This window comes from Sinorhizobium sp., from assembly GCF_059070375.1.
The window spans coordinates 753,847-773,198 of the sequence record NZ_JCACWC010000001.1 but is presented as its reverse complement, the minus strand read 5'-3'; the positions used below and the strand labels follow the sequence as shown (position 1 = coordinate 773,198).

The 19,352-nt window shown below is 60.9% G+C and carries 15 protein-coding genes and 2 pseudogenes; 6 read left to right on the top strand and 11 right to left on the bottom strand.

Features of this window, described 5'->3' with window-relative positions; genetic code table 11:
- Window positions 1-63: 63 nt before the first annotated feature.
- Window positions 64-954: a LysR family transcriptional regulator gene (locus AC5J09_RS03800; protein WP_324764838.1), complete on the bottom strand. Its 891-nt coding sequence runs from the start codon at window positions 952-954 to the stop codon at window positions 64-66.
- Window positions 955-1,052: 98 nt separating this feature from the next.
- Here AC5J09_RS03800 and AC5J09_RS03795 point away from each other — a divergent pair.
- From AC5J09_RS03795 to AC5J09_RS03785, 3 genes and pseudogenes are all read left to right on the top strand, one after another.
- Window positions 1,053-2,466: pseudogene (locus tag AC5J09_RS03795) on the top strand (aldehyde dehydrogenase family protein).
- Between the two features lie 57 nt (window positions 2,467-2,523).
- Window positions 2,524-3,090: a TetR/AcrR family transcriptional regulator gene (locus tag AC5J09_RS03790; RefSeq protein ID WP_324764836.1), complete on the top strand. Its 567-nt coding sequence runs from the start codon at window positions 2,524-2,526 to the stop codon at window positions 3,088-3,090.
- Between the two features lie 55 nt (window positions 3,091-3,145).
- Entirely contained in the window at window positions 3,146-4,114 is a 969-nt protein-coding gene (locus AC5J09_RS03785) for a quinone oxidoreductase family protein (RefSeq protein ID WP_338280083.1), read from the top strand.
- Window positions 4,115-4,208: 94 nt separating this feature from the next.
- Here AC5J09_RS03785 and AC5J09_RS03780 read toward each other — a convergent pair whose 3' ends face one another.
- Window positions 4,209-5,798: an ABC-F family ATP-binding cassette domain-containing protein gene (locus tag AC5J09_RS03780; protein ID WP_494296913.1), complete on the bottom strand. Its 1,590-nt coding sequence runs from the start codon at window positions 5,796-5,798 to the stop codon at window positions 4,209-4,211.
- A 109-nt stretch (window positions 5,799-5,907) separates the two neighbouring features.
- Here AC5J09_RS03780 and AC5J09_RS03775 point away from each other — a divergent pair, with 109 nt between their 5' ends.
- Window positions 5,908-6,561 carry a TetR/AcrR family transcriptional regulator gene (locus tag AC5J09_RS03775; protein WP_275598625.1) on the top strand — a complete coding sequence of 218 codons (654 nt, stop codon included), beginning with the start codon at window positions 5,908-5,910 and terminating at the stop codon, window positions 6,559-6,561.
- 62 nt (window positions 6,562-6,623) lie between these two features.
- On the opposite strand, the gene AC5J09_RS03770 is transcribed toward AC5J09_RS03775, so the two are convergent.
- The 8 genes and pseudogenes from AC5J09_RS03770 to AC5J09_RS03735 form a co-directional block, all read right to left on the bottom strand.
- Window positions 6,624-6,749, bottom strand: coding sequence for a hypothetical protein (locus AC5J09_RS03770; protein ID WP_272939047.1), 126 nt, complete (start codon window positions 6,747-6,749; stop codon window positions 6,624-6,626).
- A 27-nt stretch (window positions 6,750-6,776) separates the two neighbouring features.
- Window positions 6,777-7,193 (bottom strand): organic hydroperoxide resistance protein, encoded by a 417-nt coding sequence (locus AC5J09_RS03765; protein ID WP_102762002.1) that lies wholly within the window; start codon window positions 7,191-7,193, stop codon window positions 6,777-6,779.
- A gap of 314 nt (window positions 7,194-7,507) precedes the next feature.
- Complete coding sequence (gene repC / locus AC5J09_RS03760) at window positions 7,508-8,713, bottom strand: plasmid replication protein RepC (RefSeq protein WP_338280074.1); 1,206 nt, start codon at window positions 8,711-8,713, stop codon at window positions 7,508-7,510.
- A 156-nt stretch (window positions 8,714-8,869) separates the two neighbouring features.
- Complete coding sequence (gene repB / locus AC5J09_RS03755; protein ID WP_494296912.1) at window positions 8,870-9,874, bottom strand: plasmid partitioning protein RepB; 1,005 nt, start codon at window positions 9,872-9,874, stop codon at window positions 8,870-8,872.
- Entirely contained in the window at window positions 9,871-11,046 is a 1,176-nt protein-coding gene (gene repA / locus AC5J09_RS03750) for a plasmid partitioning protein RepA (RefSeq protein WP_100674083.1), read from the bottom strand. The genes repB and repA overlap by 4 nt, the downstream gene beginning before the upstream one ends.
- Window positions 11,047-12,857: 1,811 nt before the next feature.
- A pseudogene (locus AC5J09_RS03745) lies at window positions 12,858-13,026 on the bottom strand (selenide, water dikinase SelD); the annotation flags it as partial.
- Between the two features lie 204 nt (window positions 13,027-13,230).
- Window positions 13,231-13,455, bottom strand: a complete 225-nt coding sequence (locus AC5J09_RS03740; protein WP_324764829.1) for a hypothetical protein — start codon at window positions 13,453-13,455, stop codon at window positions 13,231-13,233.
- Window positions 13,456-13,470: 15 nt separating this feature from the next.
- Entirely contained in the window at window positions 13,471-15,126 is a 1,656-nt protein-coding gene (locus tag AC5J09_RS03735) for a M10 family metallopeptidase C-terminal domain-containing protein (protein ID WP_494296911.1), read from the bottom strand.
- Between the two features lie 322 nt (window positions 15,127-15,448).
- Between AC5J09_RS03735 and abc-f the strand changes: the two genes are divergently transcribed.
- The gene (abc-f, locus tag AC5J09_RS03730) at window positions 15,449-17,071 is read left to right on the top strand and encodes a ribosomal protection-like ABC-F family protein (protein WP_338280064.1); all 1,623 of its coding nucleotides are present in this window, start codon (window positions 15,449-15,451) and stop codon (window positions 17,069-17,071) included.
- Between the two features lie 265 nt (window positions 17,072-17,336).
- On the opposite strand, the gene AC5J09_RS03725 is transcribed toward abc-f, so the two are convergent.
- The gene (locus AC5J09_RS03725) at window positions 17,337-18,242 is read right to left on the bottom strand and encodes a LysR family transcriptional regulator (RefSeq protein WP_338280061.1); all 906 of its coding nucleotides are present in this window, start codon (window positions 18,240-18,242) and stop codon (window positions 17,337-17,339) included.
- Between the two features lie 101 nt (window positions 18,243-18,343).
- Here AC5J09_RS03725 and AC5J09_RS03720 point away from each other — a divergent pair, with 101 nt between their 5' ends.
- Complete coding sequence (locus AC5J09_RS03720; RefSeq protein WP_494296910.1) at window positions 18,344-19,333, top strand: zinc-dependent alcohol dehydrogenase family protein; 990 nt, start codon at window positions 18,344-18,346, stop codon at window positions 19,331-19,333.
- The last annotated feature ends 19 nt before the right edge of the window (window positions 19,334-19,352 follow it).

The following is a 19,352-nucleotide window of genomic DNA, read 5'->3' as shown; positions in this document are numbered from 1 at the left end:
TTGAGCGGCATCAATTGGGCCGGCGCATGCTCCCCATGATTTGGCGCAATTTTACCCCATTGGTCAAACGGCTTGTTCCCTGATCAGGTCAATGAAGGCGCGCAGTTTGGCGGGCATGTGACGACGTTGCGAAAAATAGAGGCTGAGCCCGGGATAGGCGGGGCACCACTCTTCCAGCACCGGAACAAGGCGCCCGGTAGCGATATGCGCAGCGAGCGAATATTCGCCGATATAAGCGAGTCCAGCGCCCGAAAGGGCGGCCTCCAGGATAAGATCCGTCGCATCGAGCGTCAGATTGCCGGGAACGTCGACCACGTGCGCTTCACCCCGCCGCTCGAACTCCCAGCGATACAGTCTGCCGTTCGCCATGCGCATCTGGATGCAGCGATGCCGCACCAGATCGAGCGGGACGACTGGCTTGGAACGCCCCTTGAAATATTCAGGCGATCCGACAACCAGGAAACGGAGGGTCCGGGTGATCGGAATGGCCACCATGTCGGGCGAAATTGCCTCGGCAAGTCGTACCCCGGCGTCGAAACCCTTACCAATTACATCGACAAGCGCATTCTCCGTCACGACCTCAAGTTCGACCTCGGGATAGCGGCGGCCGTATTCGAGCAGCAGCGGCTCCAGCAGCATGCGTGCCGCTCCCGGCGCCATATTGAGCCGAAGCCTGCCCGAGGGTCTACTCGAATGCTCGCCGATATGCTCGATCGCATTCTCGATCGTTTGCAGGGCCGGTGCGATCTCAGAGAGGAATTGTTCTCCTGCAGCAGAGAGCGCGACGCTGCGCGTCGTGCGGTTGAACAGCCTGACTGCCAGGCGCTCTTCCAGCGCTGCTATCGCATGGCTCAATGCCGATGACGACATGCCGAGTTCGCGCGCGGCAGCGCGAAAGCCGCCATGGCGGGCAACCGCGGCAACCGCCTCCAATTCGCTCAAGCTTGCCCTCATTGTGCGATATAGCTCACCAGCGTGTCCGATTTTGTCCGACTAGCCGCAACAGGTAATGCATTCCATCTTCCTGGTGAAGCCACAACAGGAGAGAGGCAATGCGTATCATCGACAGAGTCTACATCGACGGCAGCTTCGTCGAACCGCACGGCGAGCAATGGGCTCCGCTCTTTAATCCGGCGACCGAGGAACAGATCGGAAAGGTGCGCCTGGCGGATGAGGAAGACGCGAACCGCGCCGTTGCGGCGGCCAGGCGCGCATTTCCCGCATTCTCCAATACGTCGAAGGAAGAGCGGATCACCATGCTGAAGCGCTTGCATGCGGCAGTCTCCGAGCGCGGGCGATCTCGTGGAGGCCATGCGGGTGGAATACGGAGCGCCGTCGAGTTTCATCGACTTTGCGGCGCGGCGAGCAGGAAATGTGTTTCTCGATATGGCGAAAACACTGGAGAGCTACGATTTCCGGCGGCGCATCGGCCGCGCCGACGTGGAGATGCGGCCTTCGGGGGTGGCGGTGGCGATCACACCATGGAATAGCAATTATAGCTTCATCTGCGGAAAGCTGTCGGCAGCGATTGCGTCGGGCAGCACGATGGTCATCAAACCTTCCGAGATGAGCGCCATCGAAACGCAGGTCATCACGGAATGCCTGCATGAAGCGGCTCTCTCGAAGGGGGTGTTCAACATCGTCACCGGCTACGGCGCTGTCGTCGGTGTGGCGCTCACCGCAAACCGGGATGTTTCAAAGATCACGTTCACGGGCTCTACCGTCACCGGCCGCGCCATCGCCCAGACGGCCGCGGCGACGATGAAGCGGGTCACCATGGAGCTTGGCGGCAAGAGCCCCAGCATCATTTTGGACGATGCCGATCTCGAAGTAGCGATCCCTCAGGTTCTGGCTGCCGGCTTCCTCAACAGCGGACAGGCCTGCATTGCCGGTACCCGCATCCTTGTTCCCGAATCTCGTCGCGAGGAGATCGAGGCACGCCTGAAAGAGGCGGCAAAGGTGTTCACGGTCGGTGATCCCGGTGATCGCGAGGTGCGGATCGGGCCGTTGGTGAGCCGGAAGCAATGGGACCGCGTGCAAGGCTACCTGCGTCTCGGCCAGGAAGAAGGTGCAACTCTCCTGATCGGGGGCGAAGGGCGTCCCGAAGGCCTCGAGCGAGGTTGGTTCGTTCGTCCAACCATCTTCTCCGGCGTCCGCAACGACATGCGCATTGCCCGCGAGGAGATCTTCGGCCCGGTGCTCTGCGTCCTTTCCTATCGCGACGAGCAAGAGGCGATCGCGATCGCCAACGATACCGACTACGGCCTGCAGGCCAATGTCTTCTCTTCCGACCTCGAACGAGCAAAGCGCGTTGCTGATCGCATCGAGGCAGGTCGCGTGATCATCAATGGCGCACCGCACGAGCCGTTTGCACCCTTTGGCGGCTTCAAGCAATCCGGCTTCGGCCGCGAATTCGGCGTCTTTGGCCTGGAAGCCTTCCTCGAGCCCCGTGCGGTCATCTCCTGAGGAACAACCGGCAAGCATATTCTTGACAGATCGTTCCAGTATTCCTATATGGGCTTTATGGCACGGATCAAGGAATTCGACAGGGACGAGGCATTGGACGCGGCGATTGCCGTGTTTCGCGAGCATGGCTTTGAAGGCACCTCGACGGAGATGCTGATACGGGCGATGAGAATCGGCCGCCAGAGCCTCTACGACACCTTCGGTGACAAGTGGAAGCTCTACTGCCTCGCGGTGGAACGCTATTCGGCGAGTGAGACGAGTGCTCATATCGCCTTGTTGCGCGGCAAACCGCGTGCACTGGACGGTATCCGGTTGGTGATGGAACGCGTTGTGGACAATGCAAACCAAGCTTGTCTCGGCGTGAACTCGATCTGCGAGTTCGGTCAAAGGCGGCCCGACCTGGCGGCACTGCATCACGCCGCCGATCTTCGGCTCAAGAACGCCGCGGTTGAACGCATCAGAGAAGCCCAGGCTGCAGGTGACTTAGCCGGTTCATTGCCCGCTGAGGCGGTGGCCGATTTCCTCGTTGCCAATATCGCCGGTATCAGGATAGCCGCACGTGGGGGAGCCGGTCGGGAACATCTGCAGTCCCTCAGCCGGTTGGCGCTTCGCGCAGTCGCCTAGCAGGCAGAAAACTTTGCTCTTTTTTGGAATGATCAGTCAATAAAAGGATCTATGCATGAAAGCCGTTGTGATGAAAGAGGTCGGTGGTACCGACGTGATGGAATTCGTCGATTGGCCTGAGCCTGTCGCAAGGCCGGGACATGTCGTGGTGGAGGTCGCCGCGGCCGGCGTGAACTTCATGGACATCGGCGTGCGCCAAGGTATGGCCTGGACCGACATCCCTAACCCGAAAGTTCTGGGTGTGGAGGGCGCTGGCCGCGTGCTCGCCGTCGGCGATGGAGCGGGCGAGTTTGAAGTCGGCGATCGCGTCGCCTGGGTCTATGCTCCCGGAAGTTATGCTCAGCGCCAGTCGGTACCGACAGCCTCCCTCGTGAAAATTCCCGATACCGTGGACGATCGAACGGCTGCTTCCGCGATGATGCAGGGGCTCACGGCCAGTCACTTCGCGACGGATTTTTATCCCGTGCAGCCGGGCGACATCGCCCTTGTTCATGCGGCGGCCGGCGGGGTCGGCCTCCTGCTGACACAGATTATCAGGCTAAGGGGTGGCCGAGTAATCGGACGCGTCTCCTCCGAAGACAAGGTCGCGATCGCCAAAAAGGCCGGAGCCGAGCACGTCATCGTCGATACAGAGGGACAGTTTGCCGACGAAGTCCTGCGCCTGACTAGTGGTGAGGGCGTGAACGTCGTTTACGATGGCTCCGGTCCCAAAACCTTCAAGGGCTCGATCGAAGCGCTCCGCCGGTCCGGCACCTTCTGCTGGTATGGACCGGTGCTCGGCGGGCCCGGACCGCTCGATATCATGAGCCTGCCGAAGAGCATCAAGATCGGCTACGCGACATTCATGGATCACATCCACACTCGCAAACTCCTTCTCGATCGCACCAAACAGCTTTTCGACTGGATCGGGGACGGAACGATCAAGGTGACGATCGGCGAAACCTATCGCCTTGCCGACGCCGCCCGCGCCCATGCCGCGATGGCAAGCCGTGCAACCACCGGCAAACTGCTTTTGATCCCGTAAGGAGCAAATCACGAAGGACATCCCGGCGCGGCAACCCGACACGGGCACGACCGCAATACCTCTGAAGAGCGTCGGTAACCCCAAGGCATCGGCGTCAGCCGCTGCAGATCGAAAGCTCCAGACGCGTGTCTATCCCGACGTTGGCAAGGAATGTCTCGTCATGGCTGACGACGACGAGTGCGCCGTCATAGGCGAGCAGCCCAGCTTCAACCGCCTCGATGGAGTCGATATCCAGATGGTTGGTCGGCTCGTCGAGAATGAGCAGCGATGGGGGATCGGAACCGCCGAGTGCACAGGCAAGGCCGGCGCGCAGCACCTGCCCGCCGCTCAACGTCTCCACCCTTTGCAATGCCGCATCCGCACGGAAGCGAAAGCTGGCCAACGCCGCCCGGCAGGCGTTGTCGCCGGCACCGGGGTTGAGCCGCTTGAAGTTATCGAGGATCGTCTCGCCGCGCTCCAGGATGCTGACGCTTTGGTCCAACAGAGAGAAAGGAACGTTTACGGAAACGGTTCCTTCGAAGGGCGGCAATTCTCCGGTGACCACCTTCAGAAGGCTCGTCTTGCCCGACCCGTTGGGGCCGGTGATCGAAAGGCGCAGCGGGCCGACCAGCGAGAAGGATAGATCCCGAATGACCGGACGGGCGGGATCGTAGCCCGCCGTGACGCCTTCAAACGCGAGGACTTGCCGGCCGGCTGGAAGCTCGGTTCGCGGAAGACGGATGGAAAAGGGCTGCAGCACCTCGATCCGCGCTTTGGCGGCTGTGATGGCCTCGAGCGCGCCTGCGCGCTGTCGCTCGGCGAGTTCCACACCCCTGCCCCGGCTTTCTTCCGCATTGTTCTTGCGCCGGCCCAGGAGAATCCTCGGCATGTCGCCCTTTGCCGCTTTTCGGGTACCAGACGCGTCACGCCTGTCCTGCCGCTCTGCCAGGGCACGTACCTTGCGATCGATTTCGTCGGCGGTCTTCTGTGCATGCGCAAGGCTTTGTTGCGCCGCCTCCAGCTCAACCGCCCTCGCCGCCTGATAGGCGCTCCACCCCCCGCCGTAGCGCTTTGTCCCGAGCGAGGTCAGTTCGATAATCGCGTCCATTTCTTCGAGCAGTTCGCGATCGTGGCTGACGACAATCGCCCCGCTGCGCCAGCCGGAAAGAAGGTCGATAACCGCCCGTCTGCCGTCACGATCCAGATTGTTGGTCGGCTCGTCGAGAAGGAGAAAGTCCGGCTCGGAGAAAATTGCCGCCGCGAGCACCGCCCGCGTGCGCTGTCCCCCGGAGAGCTCAGTCAGGAGCGTATCCGCCCGCGCCTCCAGTCCAAGCCGGACAAGGGCGGACATTATGCGCTCTTCCACCGTCCAGTCCGCATTCTCCAGTTCTTCAAGGGTCGCCTCGCCTGTTTCGGCGCGCCGTAACACCGCAAGCGCCTGCGTCGCACCGAACACATCGGCGATGGTTTCACCGGCGCCGGGCCGAAGCATCTGCCTCGCCAGCGCGACGCGTCCCTGGATGGCAACCGTGCCGGAGGAAGGTCTCAATGTACCGGCAAGGATGTTGAGCAGGATGGTTTTTCCGACGCCATTTCTTCCGACGAGCCCCGTCCGCTCCGGACCAAACGCCAGGTCGAGATCGGTCAAGACATGCTCCCCGTCGGGTTTCGACCAGGAAAGTGCGGAGAGAGTGATGGAGGGCATCGCGAACCTGTTGCATTGCTAATAACAGCACAGTACCGTGCTTTTATCAGCAACGGGCGGTGCGAACAATGGCGTTGTCCATCCCGCCCATCGACGGGGTCGGACATAGATGAATATAGTTCGCAGACGTGGCGGCGGACGTCCCACCCGGGAAGAGGCCGAGGCTCTGACCCGCCGTCTTCTGGATAGCGCCCGCTCGACCTTTGCCCGCAAGGGGGTTGCGAACACGTCCATGGAAGAGATTGCCGCCAAGCTCGGAATCTCGAAACACACGCTTTATCGGAGATATCCGAACAGGCAGGCGCTTCTGGAAGCCGTGGTCGAACGTGACCTCGTCCGCTTTCGCAAGACGCTTGCCGACGCAGCGGGACAGGGTGATGCACCTCTCGCAGTGTTGCGCGATATGGCTTTCAGCTATTTCCGCTTCGGCACGGACCGGGATTATTCCGCTTTCTATATGTCGGTTACCGCCGAGGCCGTGTTTTCCTTGCCATTGCGGGAAAGGTTGGCGGCGTGGTCGAGTGCTGCACTGGAGCCCGTCGTGCAGGCGATCAAATCGGCTCAGGCCGCGGGCCTCATCGTGCCGGGGTCTGCCATTGAGATTTGCCACGTCCTTGTCGATTTGCTTGAAGGCGCGAATAATCGTGTCCGTCTCTGCGGGTCCGAGTGTCCGGACGCCGAAAATCTTCGCCTGTTCGAAAGCCGCTGGGCCATTTTCCAGACTGCCATGAGACGCGAACCCGATCGACCGCAGAAAGCCTGAACGTGTGAAGGATCGGCTGGTCTCGCAGCCGATCCCTCCGCGAAATGGCGGCATCCGCTCCGTTAGAGCGGCATTACAGACGCCGCGAGGAGTCCGGCCAGCGCCGACGGCTCCGCCGAAAATATATCGTAGGCGCAAGGCGTTGCCACAACGGCGAATGTCAGTATGCCGACTATGAAGCGCTTCATCTAAACCTCCTTGAATCACGAACTCGGTCAGGCGAGCGTCAGATCGACCTCGATGTTCCCCCGCGTTGCCTTTGAATAGGGGCAGGTCTGATGCGCTTCGGCGATGAGCGATCGCGCAAGGTCCGCGTCGATGCCGGGCAGGCTGACGGCAAGCCGGGCTCGAAGGAAAAAGCCGCCATCCGATTTGGCGAGATCGACTTCAGCATCGACTGCCGTTTCGGCCGGGAGCGACAACGTACGCTTCGCCGCGGCAAGACCCAGTGCACCGATAAAACAGGCCGACCAGCCGGCGGCGAAGAGCTGCTCAGGATTGGTTCCGGCCTTGCCGCTGCCGGGAGGCGAAAGCCTGACGTCCAGTTGGGCATCGTCGCTGCGGGCGAACCCTTCACGGCCGCCGGTCGTATGGGTCTTACCGGTGTAGAGAACCTTTTCCTGCGTTGTCATCAGACACTCCGTTCGGTTGCGTCGCACGATCGCGACATTTGACGACGTGTGTTCTGCCTGCGCGACGTATCGGGCATGTTTGCGAAACCGCCGGAATTGTACCCGGATGTAGGCATCTCACTGGAAGGTAGCCAAGGAGGCCGGCGTACTTTCCTAGTAAGCCACCGACGAAATTGGGGACGCCCGACGCTCACGGTTGAAGGCGGCAACAGTGGATGCCGCTGGTTATTTCGCACGAGTGGGATCGCTCGGCCCATGCGGGTCGGCAATATACGCGTGCCGATCGTGTTCCCCGCGGCGGCCGCCCGTCAGGATCACGACACCCTCGGCTGATCGGATCCATTCGCCCTCAGCAACGCCATCAGCATCGGGCCGAGGGAGAATTTCCCTTGCCGCGCCTTGGCGGTCAGATCGCGCAGATAGCCGCCGGCGGAGTTGATATGCCCTGCCCTCTCCAGAATGCAGGCCACGGCAATGCCGGCGTTTTCCGGTCCCATGACCTCGCAGGCGTCCTGATAGGCCGAGGGGTAAACGCCAAGCATAGATCGTACCGTAACCGCAGCGATCATAAGGTCGCGCCAACTTTTCACCGTGCCGTCAGGACCGTAGTTCATGATTTCCGGGCAGGCCTTCAGTACCATTCCCAGCGGAAAGGCCCTTTTTGCCTCGTGAGCCCGTTCAATGGCTTGGCCGTCTGACCGCTCATTCGAAGAGCCACGTTCAAGTTCAATAATTGATTCGGGTTTTGATTCCTGTTTGTGCCGCTCAGTTTGATCGGGATTGCCGCTCATCTCTTGTGGTTTTATACGCTTTTGCAACTGGTTAGCCACATGTTCGCGCAGCGTTTCGAACGCCTCTACCAGAGGGGTGAGGTCAGCGATGTCGGGCGCCCTCGGTATAGCCTGGACAAGGCTTCGAAAATTCTCCTGCATGGACGTCCAGTCACCGGGCAGTTCTTCGAGCACCACGTCTATCAGCTTGGCGATGTCTCTGCGGCAGAGCGTCAACCGCTCGCGCAGCCGTTGCAGCTCGACCCGGTCGGCCTCAGCCTCCGCAGCGAGCCGCTCTATTTCGCCGGAGCGAGCCAGGAGCGGTGCGAGCGAAAAGCCGTACGCCGTGCCGATCGCTCCATCACGAGACTTGCGGGCATAGCGCTTGCCGTTCGGACTGTCCTTGCGAGCGACAAGACCTGCCTCGACCAATGCGGCCAGGTGCCTCCTTAGCGTCGCCTCCGCCATGCCGTGGGCTCTCAGCGACAGCTGAACGTTCGAGGGAAAGACGACCAGACCGGTCTCTCCGCTCAGCGTGTTCTCGGGATAGAAGCTCAACAGCGCGTTCAGAACGGCCAGCGCCCGGTCGCTGATGCCCAGACGGCGTTTGGCCGCACAAAGCGAGCGAAACAGCTTCCACTTGTCGACCGACTTCCCAGGTTCGATGTCGCGGGAGATGAACTGGCCTGCCAACATGGCAAGAGTCATCGTCCGCCGCCCAAAGGGCGTCGTCACACTTCCACTCTCCATTTTCCTTCACCTTCGATAAGGCAAAAGAAAGCAGCTCACCAAAAACGGTGCCAAGGACTCTTGACTGTGATTCGTGGAAATGCGATTCTCGATCTTGCTACAAATCTGAGGAAGGCTTCCACGGCTTGTTCGTTGGGGGCCTTTTTCTTTTGCGGGTTAGTCTCCTTGTTTCGAATGCTGCTTTTGCATGAACTGGTCGTGCAGGCTTTCGATCTGACCTGCAATGAAATCGACAAAGCCTGACGGCACAGACTTGTTGAACGTGAGCTTCGAAGCCGACTTGCCGCGTTGGATCTGGCCAAGCACGAGGCCATGAGATATCAGATCGGCCGTGGCGGAAGAGGCTGCAGCCTTGGCATCCACCTTGGCAAGCGCCTCAAAAACTGCAGCGAAACGAGCGTCACTGGATGAGGCCTGCATCTGGTCTCTCTCCAGAACCGACTGCGCTACCAGCGAGGGCTCCCTGTGGGCCGCCCAGCGCAGCTCGAATTCCACCCATCTGCGCCGTCCGATTTCAGGGGCCGGACCAATCTGCATCAGGATGTCGCGCGGCAATGCTGCCGCTATCCGGATCATTTCTGAGATATGCGACCTGCCGGTGCTCAGCGACTTGCAGATCACGTCGCGGCGATAACCCGCAGCCTCCTGCGACTGCGCAAATAGGCACCGCTCGATGAAGGACAGGTCCTTGCGGTTGCTGTTCTCCTCCCCTTGGAGAACGATCGCCTCTTCGTCGCTCAGCTCCCGGGCAATCGTCTTGAACTTGATGCCGAGGAGTTTGGCAGCGGCAAGCCGCCGGCGGCCGAATACGATCTGGAACGGCCTTGCGGCCCCTCGAACCGGGCGGACCAAGCCAGGAGTACTCTGCCCGTGCTCACGCATCGACTCGAGCAGATCCGCGATGCTGGCTTCGCTGTAGCCGGAATCGAAGCGATCCCGGATGGCGGATTCCATGATCTCGTCCGGATCGATCTCGACGATCTGGCCACCATCCTTGAGAAGTCGTTCGGCAAGCTCGCTGCGTTCCTGCATCTGGCGGACGCCGGCGGCGACTTTGAGAAGGTGGGGTGACGTGGACCGCTGCATTCCGCCCGTCTCGGCAGAGTTCTCCAGCTGCCCGAGGACATTGGCAAAAAGGCCTTTGGAATCCTTGCGGCTCATTCTCTCCCCCATGCCTTCCAGAACAGGCCTTCGAGTTCAGCATTGGCCGCGTTGATCGACTCGATGGCGCGGTCGTAGGTTTTCGGAGCCGAGAAGCGGGACCTCTGAACCTCGTACAGGCTCTGCTTCCAAGTCAGTGCATCGGCCACGGCCGTCGACTTGATGACCGAGTTGAGGAGCAGATCCTCGCCGAACACCTGTCTCATCAGCGCGGACATGTTGGCTTGAGGATGATCGTTCGGCTCGAATTTGGTGATCAGGAACTTGGCGAAATCCCATTGAGCCGCCGTGCCCACCTCATTCAGGATCTGCATGTAGGACCCGGCAAGCTCCAGAAACTTCGCCGTGGAGTCCACATCCAGCATATGCGCAGGAACCGGGATGATGACGCCGGTGGCAGCCGTCAGTGACGAAAGCGTCAGGAAGTTCAGCGACGGAGCCGAGTCCATGAGGATGAAGTCGTAATCCTCGGCGACCTGCTCAAGCGCTTGGGAAACGCGAAGCAGGAAGCCCGTTCCTGCGGATCGCCGCATCTCGAGCGCGACGGCCGTCTCGAATTCGGTCAGTTCGAGGCCGGCGCAGATGACGTCGAAACCGACGATGTGGGTCTTATGGATGATGGACTTCGTCGGGACGGGATCGTCGAAACGAATGGCTGAGAAAAGTGTGTCGCCCGCACGGTAGTCGAATTCCGGCAGGCTGCCATGAAGGGCGGTGAGCGATGCCTGCGGGTCGAGATCCACGGCCAGCACGCGATAGCCCCTGAGCGCCAGATAGTGGCCGAGATGGATTGTCGTGGAGGTCTTGCTGGAGCCGCCTTTGAAGTTGGTGACGGCAACGATCTGGCATTGCTCGTCGCCTGTCCGGCGGGGATTCATCCACTTCTTCCGGCCGTTTTGCGAAAGAGCCAAGCGCAATTCAAGAACCTGATCGAGCGTGTAGAAACGCCGTCCGTTGGCGATTTCGGGTTCGGGGCCCTGTTCCTTGGCCGCAACCTGGCGGATATAGGCCTCCGTAACGCCCAGCAGGGCGGCAACTTCGGTGGAGGTGAACTTGCGCATCGTGCGGCGCGCATCCGGGGGAAATTGCGCCATGCTTAAGTTGTTCAGCGCCATTTCGAGCTTGCTGGAAAAGTTTTCCATGAAAGCGAGGCTGCTTAGGTGTCGCGTCATCGAAAGAATCCCTGGTGATCGTTTCCGTCACATAAGCAGTGAAGTGGTTAACCGTTTGCTAACCGCCACGTAACTACTCGAAAACACGCAAATTCGAAAAATCTCCGCAACTAAGACGTACTCCGATTCGGCTATGGCCATCAATGCGCGCTGTGGATGACGCTTGGTGCCGGTGGGAAGCGCCCGCGCTGCGGTTCTCGAGCCTCCACGCGGGCATGTTGAGCCGCGACAGTGGTTCACGGCGAGCGGTCGGTTCGGAGCCTCCAGCGTTGCTTCGAACGGTGACCTGGTGAACTCTAGCCAGAGTTCCCCGCGGGGAACGGGCTGGACGGCGAGAGCTGCGAGGGGGTACCGGCTGACCGCAAAGGCGGCACATATGTGCATGCATGGGAAAAGCCCGGCTTTTCGATGTTCGCCCGTACCCCCTGCCCCAGCTTCGTAGGATGCATGCGGGCGACGACTGCACCGAACGGTTCCCCGCGGGGAACGCGACGGTGGCCTGGCGCGAACGGACTATTGGAGAGACACGCAATGCATCGCCCGCCACACGAGACAAGGATCGCGTCGAGACTAGGATTGTGGAGACGGTTGCGCGCTGCATGCTGCCGGTGGCGTATATATGGTGCGCCGCATAGGGCAGGAGCCTTGCGGCTGTCGTCAGGAACTGTTCCGGCAATATGCTTTCCGTCTGGACCCTTGCCTCAGACAATTGGCGGTCGGAACGCCAGGCGTTCCCCGCGGGGAACTTGACGGAGGGCCAACCGGTGCTCCCTTGACGCGGCCATCTGCGGCGGGTGTGAGATGCCGCCAGCCACGCTTTGCTCGACGGCCACGAACTCGACTTACACGGCATGTTCCCGCAGGCCTGGGTGAGGATTCATTCGCGGCCGCACAAACCTTGTGCGGCCTACGGCGAGGCGGAGATCCAATGGATGTTCGGCTGGCCTTGCCGCGGGTCTGCCGTGCAGCGCTTCAGATGCGGCCGGATGCCGCTATTCATTCGGTTCCCCGCGGGGAACTTTCGGAGCCATTTCGGCTACGCCTGTGGGTGACGGCTGCGCTTGGCGCCGGTCGGCCCGCAACCGGGCTTTTGCTTTTGCCTTCCGTGAAGGATCTCCGCTGATCGACCCCGTGAAGCTTCAAGCATTTGCGAAGGGACGTTGGTCGGCTCGTGCCCTGCCTGGGGGAGGGGAGGGCGTCACGGATGGCGGGGGTGCACGGCTGGATGCGCATCCTGAGCGCAGAACCGCATGGCGATCGGATTTAGCTGCATCGAAGCTTATCTCCCAGCAGATGGTCGAGTGAGCGAGAGACAAGTATGCCATCAGCATTTCGGGTGTCCTCGGGCGGGTGGAGAGCGGGATCGGGGCAAGGCTGAGTTCGACAAAGCAGGCTTGTGCTGTAGAGACCTCTCGTAACGGATCTCCTCTGAAGGACTCCCGCTCTGCTTCATGGCAAAGGTCGCTAAACGGTATGAAAGGCCTTGCATTGGCAGCCGGGAAATTACAGTTTGCGTGAGCCGGCGGAATTAGGGTACGCTCTATAGTGCTGGCTGACGGGTCCTTCTGGGTTTTTTGACTGTCTGGGTAAGCCATTGAAATATAATGGTTAAAAAGCCTTACGGAAGCTATATAGCGCATGACTTCCGCCACTGCTGACGATGCGAGGCCTCGCTTAACCGGACCAGATTAGGCCGCAGGCTTTTCAAATGTTCCCCGCGGGGAACAATCGCCGCCGACCGGGAAAGCTGACACGCACGGGCCATCTCAAGTCCGTGTCCGAGGACTCCGAAACCGGTGAAAACGGTAATCGGTGGCAATCACGCAGGTGCTGTCGTCTACCTGCCATACGGCGGCATCATCTGGAGCTGGGCAAAGGCCGGGCAGCCGGTTGCGTGGCAAGAAGCTGCTGTAGAACGGAGGGCGCGAGTTTGCAGCCGCAACCGCCACCGTGAGCGAGGTGCCGGGGGAGAGTGTTCATCAATCCTCCCAGCAGCGTGGTTGGACTCACCTGATCGGCGCGAGAGTGGGCCGTCAGCCGCGACCATCGCTACCGCGTATAATCCGACGAGTCGAATAGCTGTGGCGCAGCACGTCTATGGCGCTTCGACGCCGCGAGGGGTGAGGCATCGATGATGCGCCTGATCGATCAGGCCGCCGATCGGCCGCCTGATCGGTGATGTGTTTACTGCGGACCTGCCGGCTTCGGTAACGGCGAAGAGTGCCGAGGCCGAGGCTGCGGCACGGCGCGAAAGCGCTGAGGATGAACCACCCAGTCAGCCGGCAACGGCAGCGGGACGACGCAGTCGGTCAGCAGTGTCTGATCTCCGTTGGTGACCTCGAAGACGATCCCGGGTCGCTCCATGCTCTTGCAGTCTGGCCAGCGCTCAAAATCGATCCATTCGCTCATGGCTTTTCCAACCCCTCACAGCAGGAAATCGCTTCCGGAAAGAGCCGAAAGATTCATCACCTTGATATGGAAATCTGCAAGGCCGTCGCCATTGACGTCACCCGAGACTATCCCGCTCCTGAAGTTAAGTTCACCTGCTTTGCCGTGGAAAGCACTGCTGCCGATAAATAGAAATGCCTGGTCTCCGACCGCATTGCTGTTCGCGTCGATTGAACGCAAATCCATCCGATCAATGCCGGACGCGAAGTCATCGATCACGTCCCTGGCAGCCGGCGCCGATTGTGCGGTCGTCTGAAAGACGAAGGTGTCCGCACCGCCGCCGCCAATCAACCGATCGGCCCCGTTACCGCCGATCAGGGTGTCGTTGCCGTCACGACCATTCAGCACGTCGTTACCTGCAAGGCCGTTCAGGAGGTTTGCGCCATTGTCTCCGCGCAAGGAGTCGTTGAAGGCTGAACCGTAGAGCCGCTCGATCGATACATATGTATCCCCCGCCGCTTCCCCCGTGTTGGAACCGGGCGAGGAAAGATCTGCGACGATGCCGGCTGTGGCATTCGAGTAATTCGCCAGATCGGTGCCATTGCCGCCGTCGAGCCGGTCGGCGCCCGCACCGCCGAAAAGATTGTCGTTGCCATCGCCGCCGATCAGCCTGTCGTTGCCGCCGTTACCCCAAAGAGCATTTGCAGCGGCATTGCCGGTGATCGTGTCGCTGCCTGTGCCACCCTTCGCGTTCTCGATGAGGGAGCGAGCGTCGCCCTGAAACTGTAGAGCGTTGGCAATATTGCCGATCGCCACCTTTGAACCGTTATAGTGCAGCTTCGCCAATTGCGCGGCCGAGGTGGTCGTCCATTCGCCCGGGCGCAGATCGACCTTCAGTGCAGTCGTATAATTGGAGAAATCGTAGGTGTCCGTTCCGCCGCCGTCCCATACCGTAAGCAGGATCTTGTTGCCGCCAGGGGCACCCTCACCGACACCATTGATGAACATCTCGCCCGACGTCGGGCTCCAGCGATAGGTGGTGTTTCCGCTTTCGGTGGTGAAATCCGCGCCGTACATATGCTGCAAGGCGGCGATATCGTACATCATCAGCGATTGCGCGTATCCCCAGGTCTCGTTGGTGTAACCGGTCGTGGTCGAGGCACCGACATAGGAACGGTAACTCATGACCGTGTATTCCATCGAGTCGCGATTCACGGGCATGACGTTGCCCTCATGGGCGTGTTCCAGTCCAAGCGCGTGGCCGATCTCGTGAAGGAATGTCACATAGGCATAGTTTCCCTTGACCGGTCGGCTGTAGTGGCCGGACGACTTGTTGAACCACGCGTCGCCGCCTTCCGCCGCGGTCGAGGGGAAATAGGCCCAGGCGGTGCTCGGAGCGTCGGACGAGGCGAGGCGGAGATCGGCATGCTTGGTCGCACTCTCCGTGACCTCGGTGAATGTCACGTTGGCGACGGAGGAAAACTGATCGAGGGCTGCTCGCGTGGCGGCCTGCTGTGCGGCGTTCAAGACGGCAAAGCCCTTCAGCGGCTCGCCATTGCCGTAACCGGAGCCGTAGAATGAAGCGCTGGTCGGGAAACTGAACGTGAAGTCCTTGATCCCCCATTTCCAGTCGCCGAGGAGACCGTTGACATAGGCGTTACCAGTCGTTGCATAAGTCGTGGTTGCAGGCATCGTTTTCCCAGGCCATCGGAGTTGAAGTCAGGTCAGTACCCGCGTGCGATGCGCCGAGATCTGATCCGCAGGTGCGCTTATAGCTCGTCCGGGTTAACACCTTAATTCGGCCTGATGGTCGGGGTGGGTCAGACCAGGTGGTCTAGACCTGTAGGTTGCTCACGCCAGCGAGGCGAGGGGAGCGGCGTCTACCATGTGTTCGCTGGTTGGGAGCCGCCGTGCGGGGCATAGCCTCGCCGAGAAGAAGATGCGTCCGGCCGGCGTGACAGCTACACCAACCCGTGGCATAGGGGTGCCCGCAACCAGATAGGCCGTTCTCCGCATGATCCGCATCGAAAATATCAGCAAGTCCAACAGTCACCGCATACTCTACATCGAAGCTTCGGCAGCGTTGAACCGCGGCGAAAAGATCGGGCTCGTCGGGCCGAACGGAGCGGGAAAAACAACCCTCTTCCGGATGATCACCGGTCAGGAACTGCCCGACGAGGGGCAGGTCTCCGTGGAGAAGGGCATGACCATCGGCTATTTCGATCAGGATGTCGGCGAGATGGCCGGCAGGTCGGCCGTCGCCGAGGTGATGGAAGGGGCAGGCCCGGTCAGCGCCGTGGCGGCGGAGCTGCGTGAGCTCGAGACGGCCATGTCGGATCCGGATCGCATGGATGAAATGGATGCGATCGTCGAGCGCTACGGCGAGGTGCAGGCGCGATACGAAGAGCTCGATGGCTATGCGCTCGAGGGACGTGCTCGCGAGGTTCTCGCCGGCCTCAGTTTCAGCCAGGAGATGATGGACGGCGACGTCGCCAAACTGTCGGGCGGCTGGAAGATGCGCGTGGCGCTCGCCCGCATCCTTCTGATGCGGCCGGACGTCATGCTGCTCGACGAACCGAGCAACCATCTCGATCTCGAAAGTCTGATCTGGCTGGAGGACTTCCTGAAAGGCTATGACGGCGCTCTCTTGATGACGTCGCACGACCGCGAGTTCATGAACCGAATCGTCACCAAGATCATCGAGATCGACGGAGGCGCGCTGACGACTTATGCCGGCGATTATGGCTTCTATGAAGAGCAGCGTGCGTTGAACGCGAGACAACAGCAAGCTCAGTTCGAGCGCCAGCAGGCGATGCTCGCCAAGGAGATCAAGTTCATCGAACGTTTCAAGGCCCGTGCCTCGCACGCCTCGCAGGTTCAGAGCCGGGTGAAGAAGCTTGAAAAGATCGACCGCGTCGAGCCGCCGCGTCGTCGCCAGACCGTCGCCTTCGAGTTCTTGCCGGCTCCGCGCTCCGGCGAAGACGTCGTCAACCTCAAGAGCGTCCACAAGACCTATGGCAGCCGGACGATATATGACGGCCTCGATTTCATGGTGCGCCGGCGTGAACGATGGTGCATCATGGGCATCAACGGCGCCGGCAAATCGACATTGCTCAAGCTGGTCACCGGTACGACCAACCCGGACAAGGGCAGCGTCTCACTCGGCGCCAGCGTGAAGGTCGGCTATTTCGCCCAGCATTCCATGGATCTGCTCGACGGCGAGAGTACCATTCTGCAATGGCTGGAGGACCGCTTCCCCAAGGCCGGACAGGCGCCGCTTAGAGCGCTGGCCGGCTGTTTCGGCTTTTCCGGCGATGACGTCGAGAAGCGATGCCGGGTGCTCTCCGGCGGTGAGAAGGCGCGGCTTGTAATGGCCGCAATGCTGTTCGACCCGCCGAACTTCCTCGTCCTCGACGAGCCGACCAACCATCTCGACCTCGATACGAAGGAAATGCTGATCAAGGCGCTCTCGGCCTATCAGGGCACGATGCTGTTCGTTTCGCACGATCGCCGTTTCCTGTCGGCACTGTCCAATCGCGTTTTGGAGCTTACGCCTGAGGGGATCAATCAATACGGCGGTGGTTACCGCGAATACGTGGAGCGGACCGGGCAAGAGGCGCCGGGCCTGCGCGGGTGACGGGCCGCGCCTCCGCAGCCTGCGTCTCCGGTTGACAGGTGACGGTATTCCGCGCGACGCAACAGCGGGCCGATTAAGCTCGATTGCGGGCTCTCGATCCGGAGGAAACGAGCCGGCCCGCATAGCAGTCATTCCGGCATGAGCCTTGTTCGGCGTGAGACTGCCTTCCGTGCGCTCCAAGACCGGCGATATCGGAGGTTTTCAACGCTCTCTCCCACCAGTTCCTGTCGGGAGGCGCCCTGCAACGAAGCGTGGTGAGCAACTCTCATTTCAGGTTCATGAAACTCGGCAGTTGCGCCGCCAAGGCATCGACGGCAACGCGAACTTTGAGCGGGAGGTGCGGCGTCTGCAGCCATACTGCATGGCAATCATACTGAAACGGCTGCTGCTCCGGCAGAAGGCGGACGAGCGTGCCCGACTCGATCCGCCTCCGCACCAGCCAGAAGGGAAGCCATGCAAGCCCCAGCCCTCGTGCGGCGGCGTCAGCGATCGCATCGAGATCGTCGAGACGGAACCGGTGGAGCGGGGTCACCTCCGATGAAGATTGCCCCGGCCCCGGGAAAAGCCAGGGCGGGACCGGCCCGGACCGGCGATATACGACTGCCGAGTGCTGCGCCAGATCCTCCGGCGTCTGCGGATAGCCATGCAACTCCAGATAAGAGGGCGAGGCGCACACGATCATCGGCTGGCGTGCCACACGACGCGCAATCAATCCCGCCCTGTCCTGCAAGACGCCCGTGCGGATAGAGAGATCATAACCGTCTTCGGCAAGGTCGATGATGCGGTCGTTGAACGAGAGGTCAAGTTCCAGCGCGGGGTATTTTCGGGCGAGTTCCAGCAACACCGGGGTGACGCAGTGCCGGCCGAAATGGACCGGCATCGTCACGCGCAGTTTGCCCCGGGGTTCGGAAAGCTGATCGGCCGCAAGCGCATCCGCAGCTTGCGCTTCGGCGAGCACCACCCGGCAGCGTTCGTAATAGACATGACCGAACTCCGTCAGGCTCTGTCGGCGCGTGGTGCGGCTGATAAGCTGCACGCCAAGCCGATCCTCCAACGATCGAACATGCTTTCCGACCATCGGCCCGGATAGTCCAAGAGCATCCGCTGCGGCGGCGAACGAGCCGAGATCGACCGCTTTGACGAATACAGCCATGCTGGTCAGGCGATCCATATCGAAAACTCTCCGTTTCTACTGTTCTGCCTTTCTCTCCATTTATCGAGTGAACCACTGCTGTCATAGCTCATTCAATACATTTGTTTTGGAGTCTTGCTATGGCGCGCGTCGTTCGCTTTCACGAGTTGGGTGGTCCGGAGGTACTGAGGATCGAAGAGGTGCATGTGCCGGAGCCCGGGCCCCATGAGGTTCGCATTCGCGTCAGGGCGTTGGGCCTCAACCGGGCCGAGGCCTTGCTCCGCGCGGGCGCCTATATCGAAACGGCAGTATTTCCGTCCGGCCTCGGCCTTGAGGCAGCAGGCTTTGTGGAAACGATCGGCCCGGGCGTTCAAGGGTTCGCTCCCGGCGATCCGGTCAGCCTGTTGCCGCCGAAATCGATGACCCGGTGGCCCGCCTATGGGGAACTTGCGGTATTTCCTGCCGCACTCCTCGTCAGGCATCCGCCGTCGCTGAGCTTTGAAGAGGCGGCCGCTGTGTGGATGCAGTATCTCACCGCTTACGGCGGCCTGGTCGATATCGGAGGGCTTCGCAGGGGAGATTTCGTCGCCATTACCGCGACATCGAGCAGTGTCGGGCTTGCCGCAATCCAAATCGCCAACATGGTCGGCGCCATACCGGTAGCCGTCACCCGGACCTCCGCGAAGCGGCAACGCCTGTTGGAGGCGGGCGCGGCGCATGTCGTCGCCTCCCTGGAGGAGGACTTGGAAGCGCAGCTGAAAAGCGTTTCCGGACAGCGGGGAATACGTGTCGTGTTCGATCCCGTCGGCGGCCCGATCTTCGAACCGTTGACGGCCGCGATGACACCGGGCGGCATACTTGTCGAGTATGGCGGGCTAAGCCCGGAAAAGACCCCGTTCCCGCTGTTTGACGTGCTGAGCAAATCACTGACGCTGCGTGGTTACCTGGTCCATGAACTGCTCGCCGATCCGGAACGCCTGGAGCTCGCCAAGGAATTCATCCTGGAAGGTCTGGAGGCGGGTGCCCTGAGACCCGTCATTGCCAGGACGTTCCCGTTCGATCAGGTCGTCGAGGCGCATCGTTTTCTGGAGTCCAACGAACAGTTCGGCAAAATCGTCGTGACCGTCTGACGAGAAACGCGACATCCGT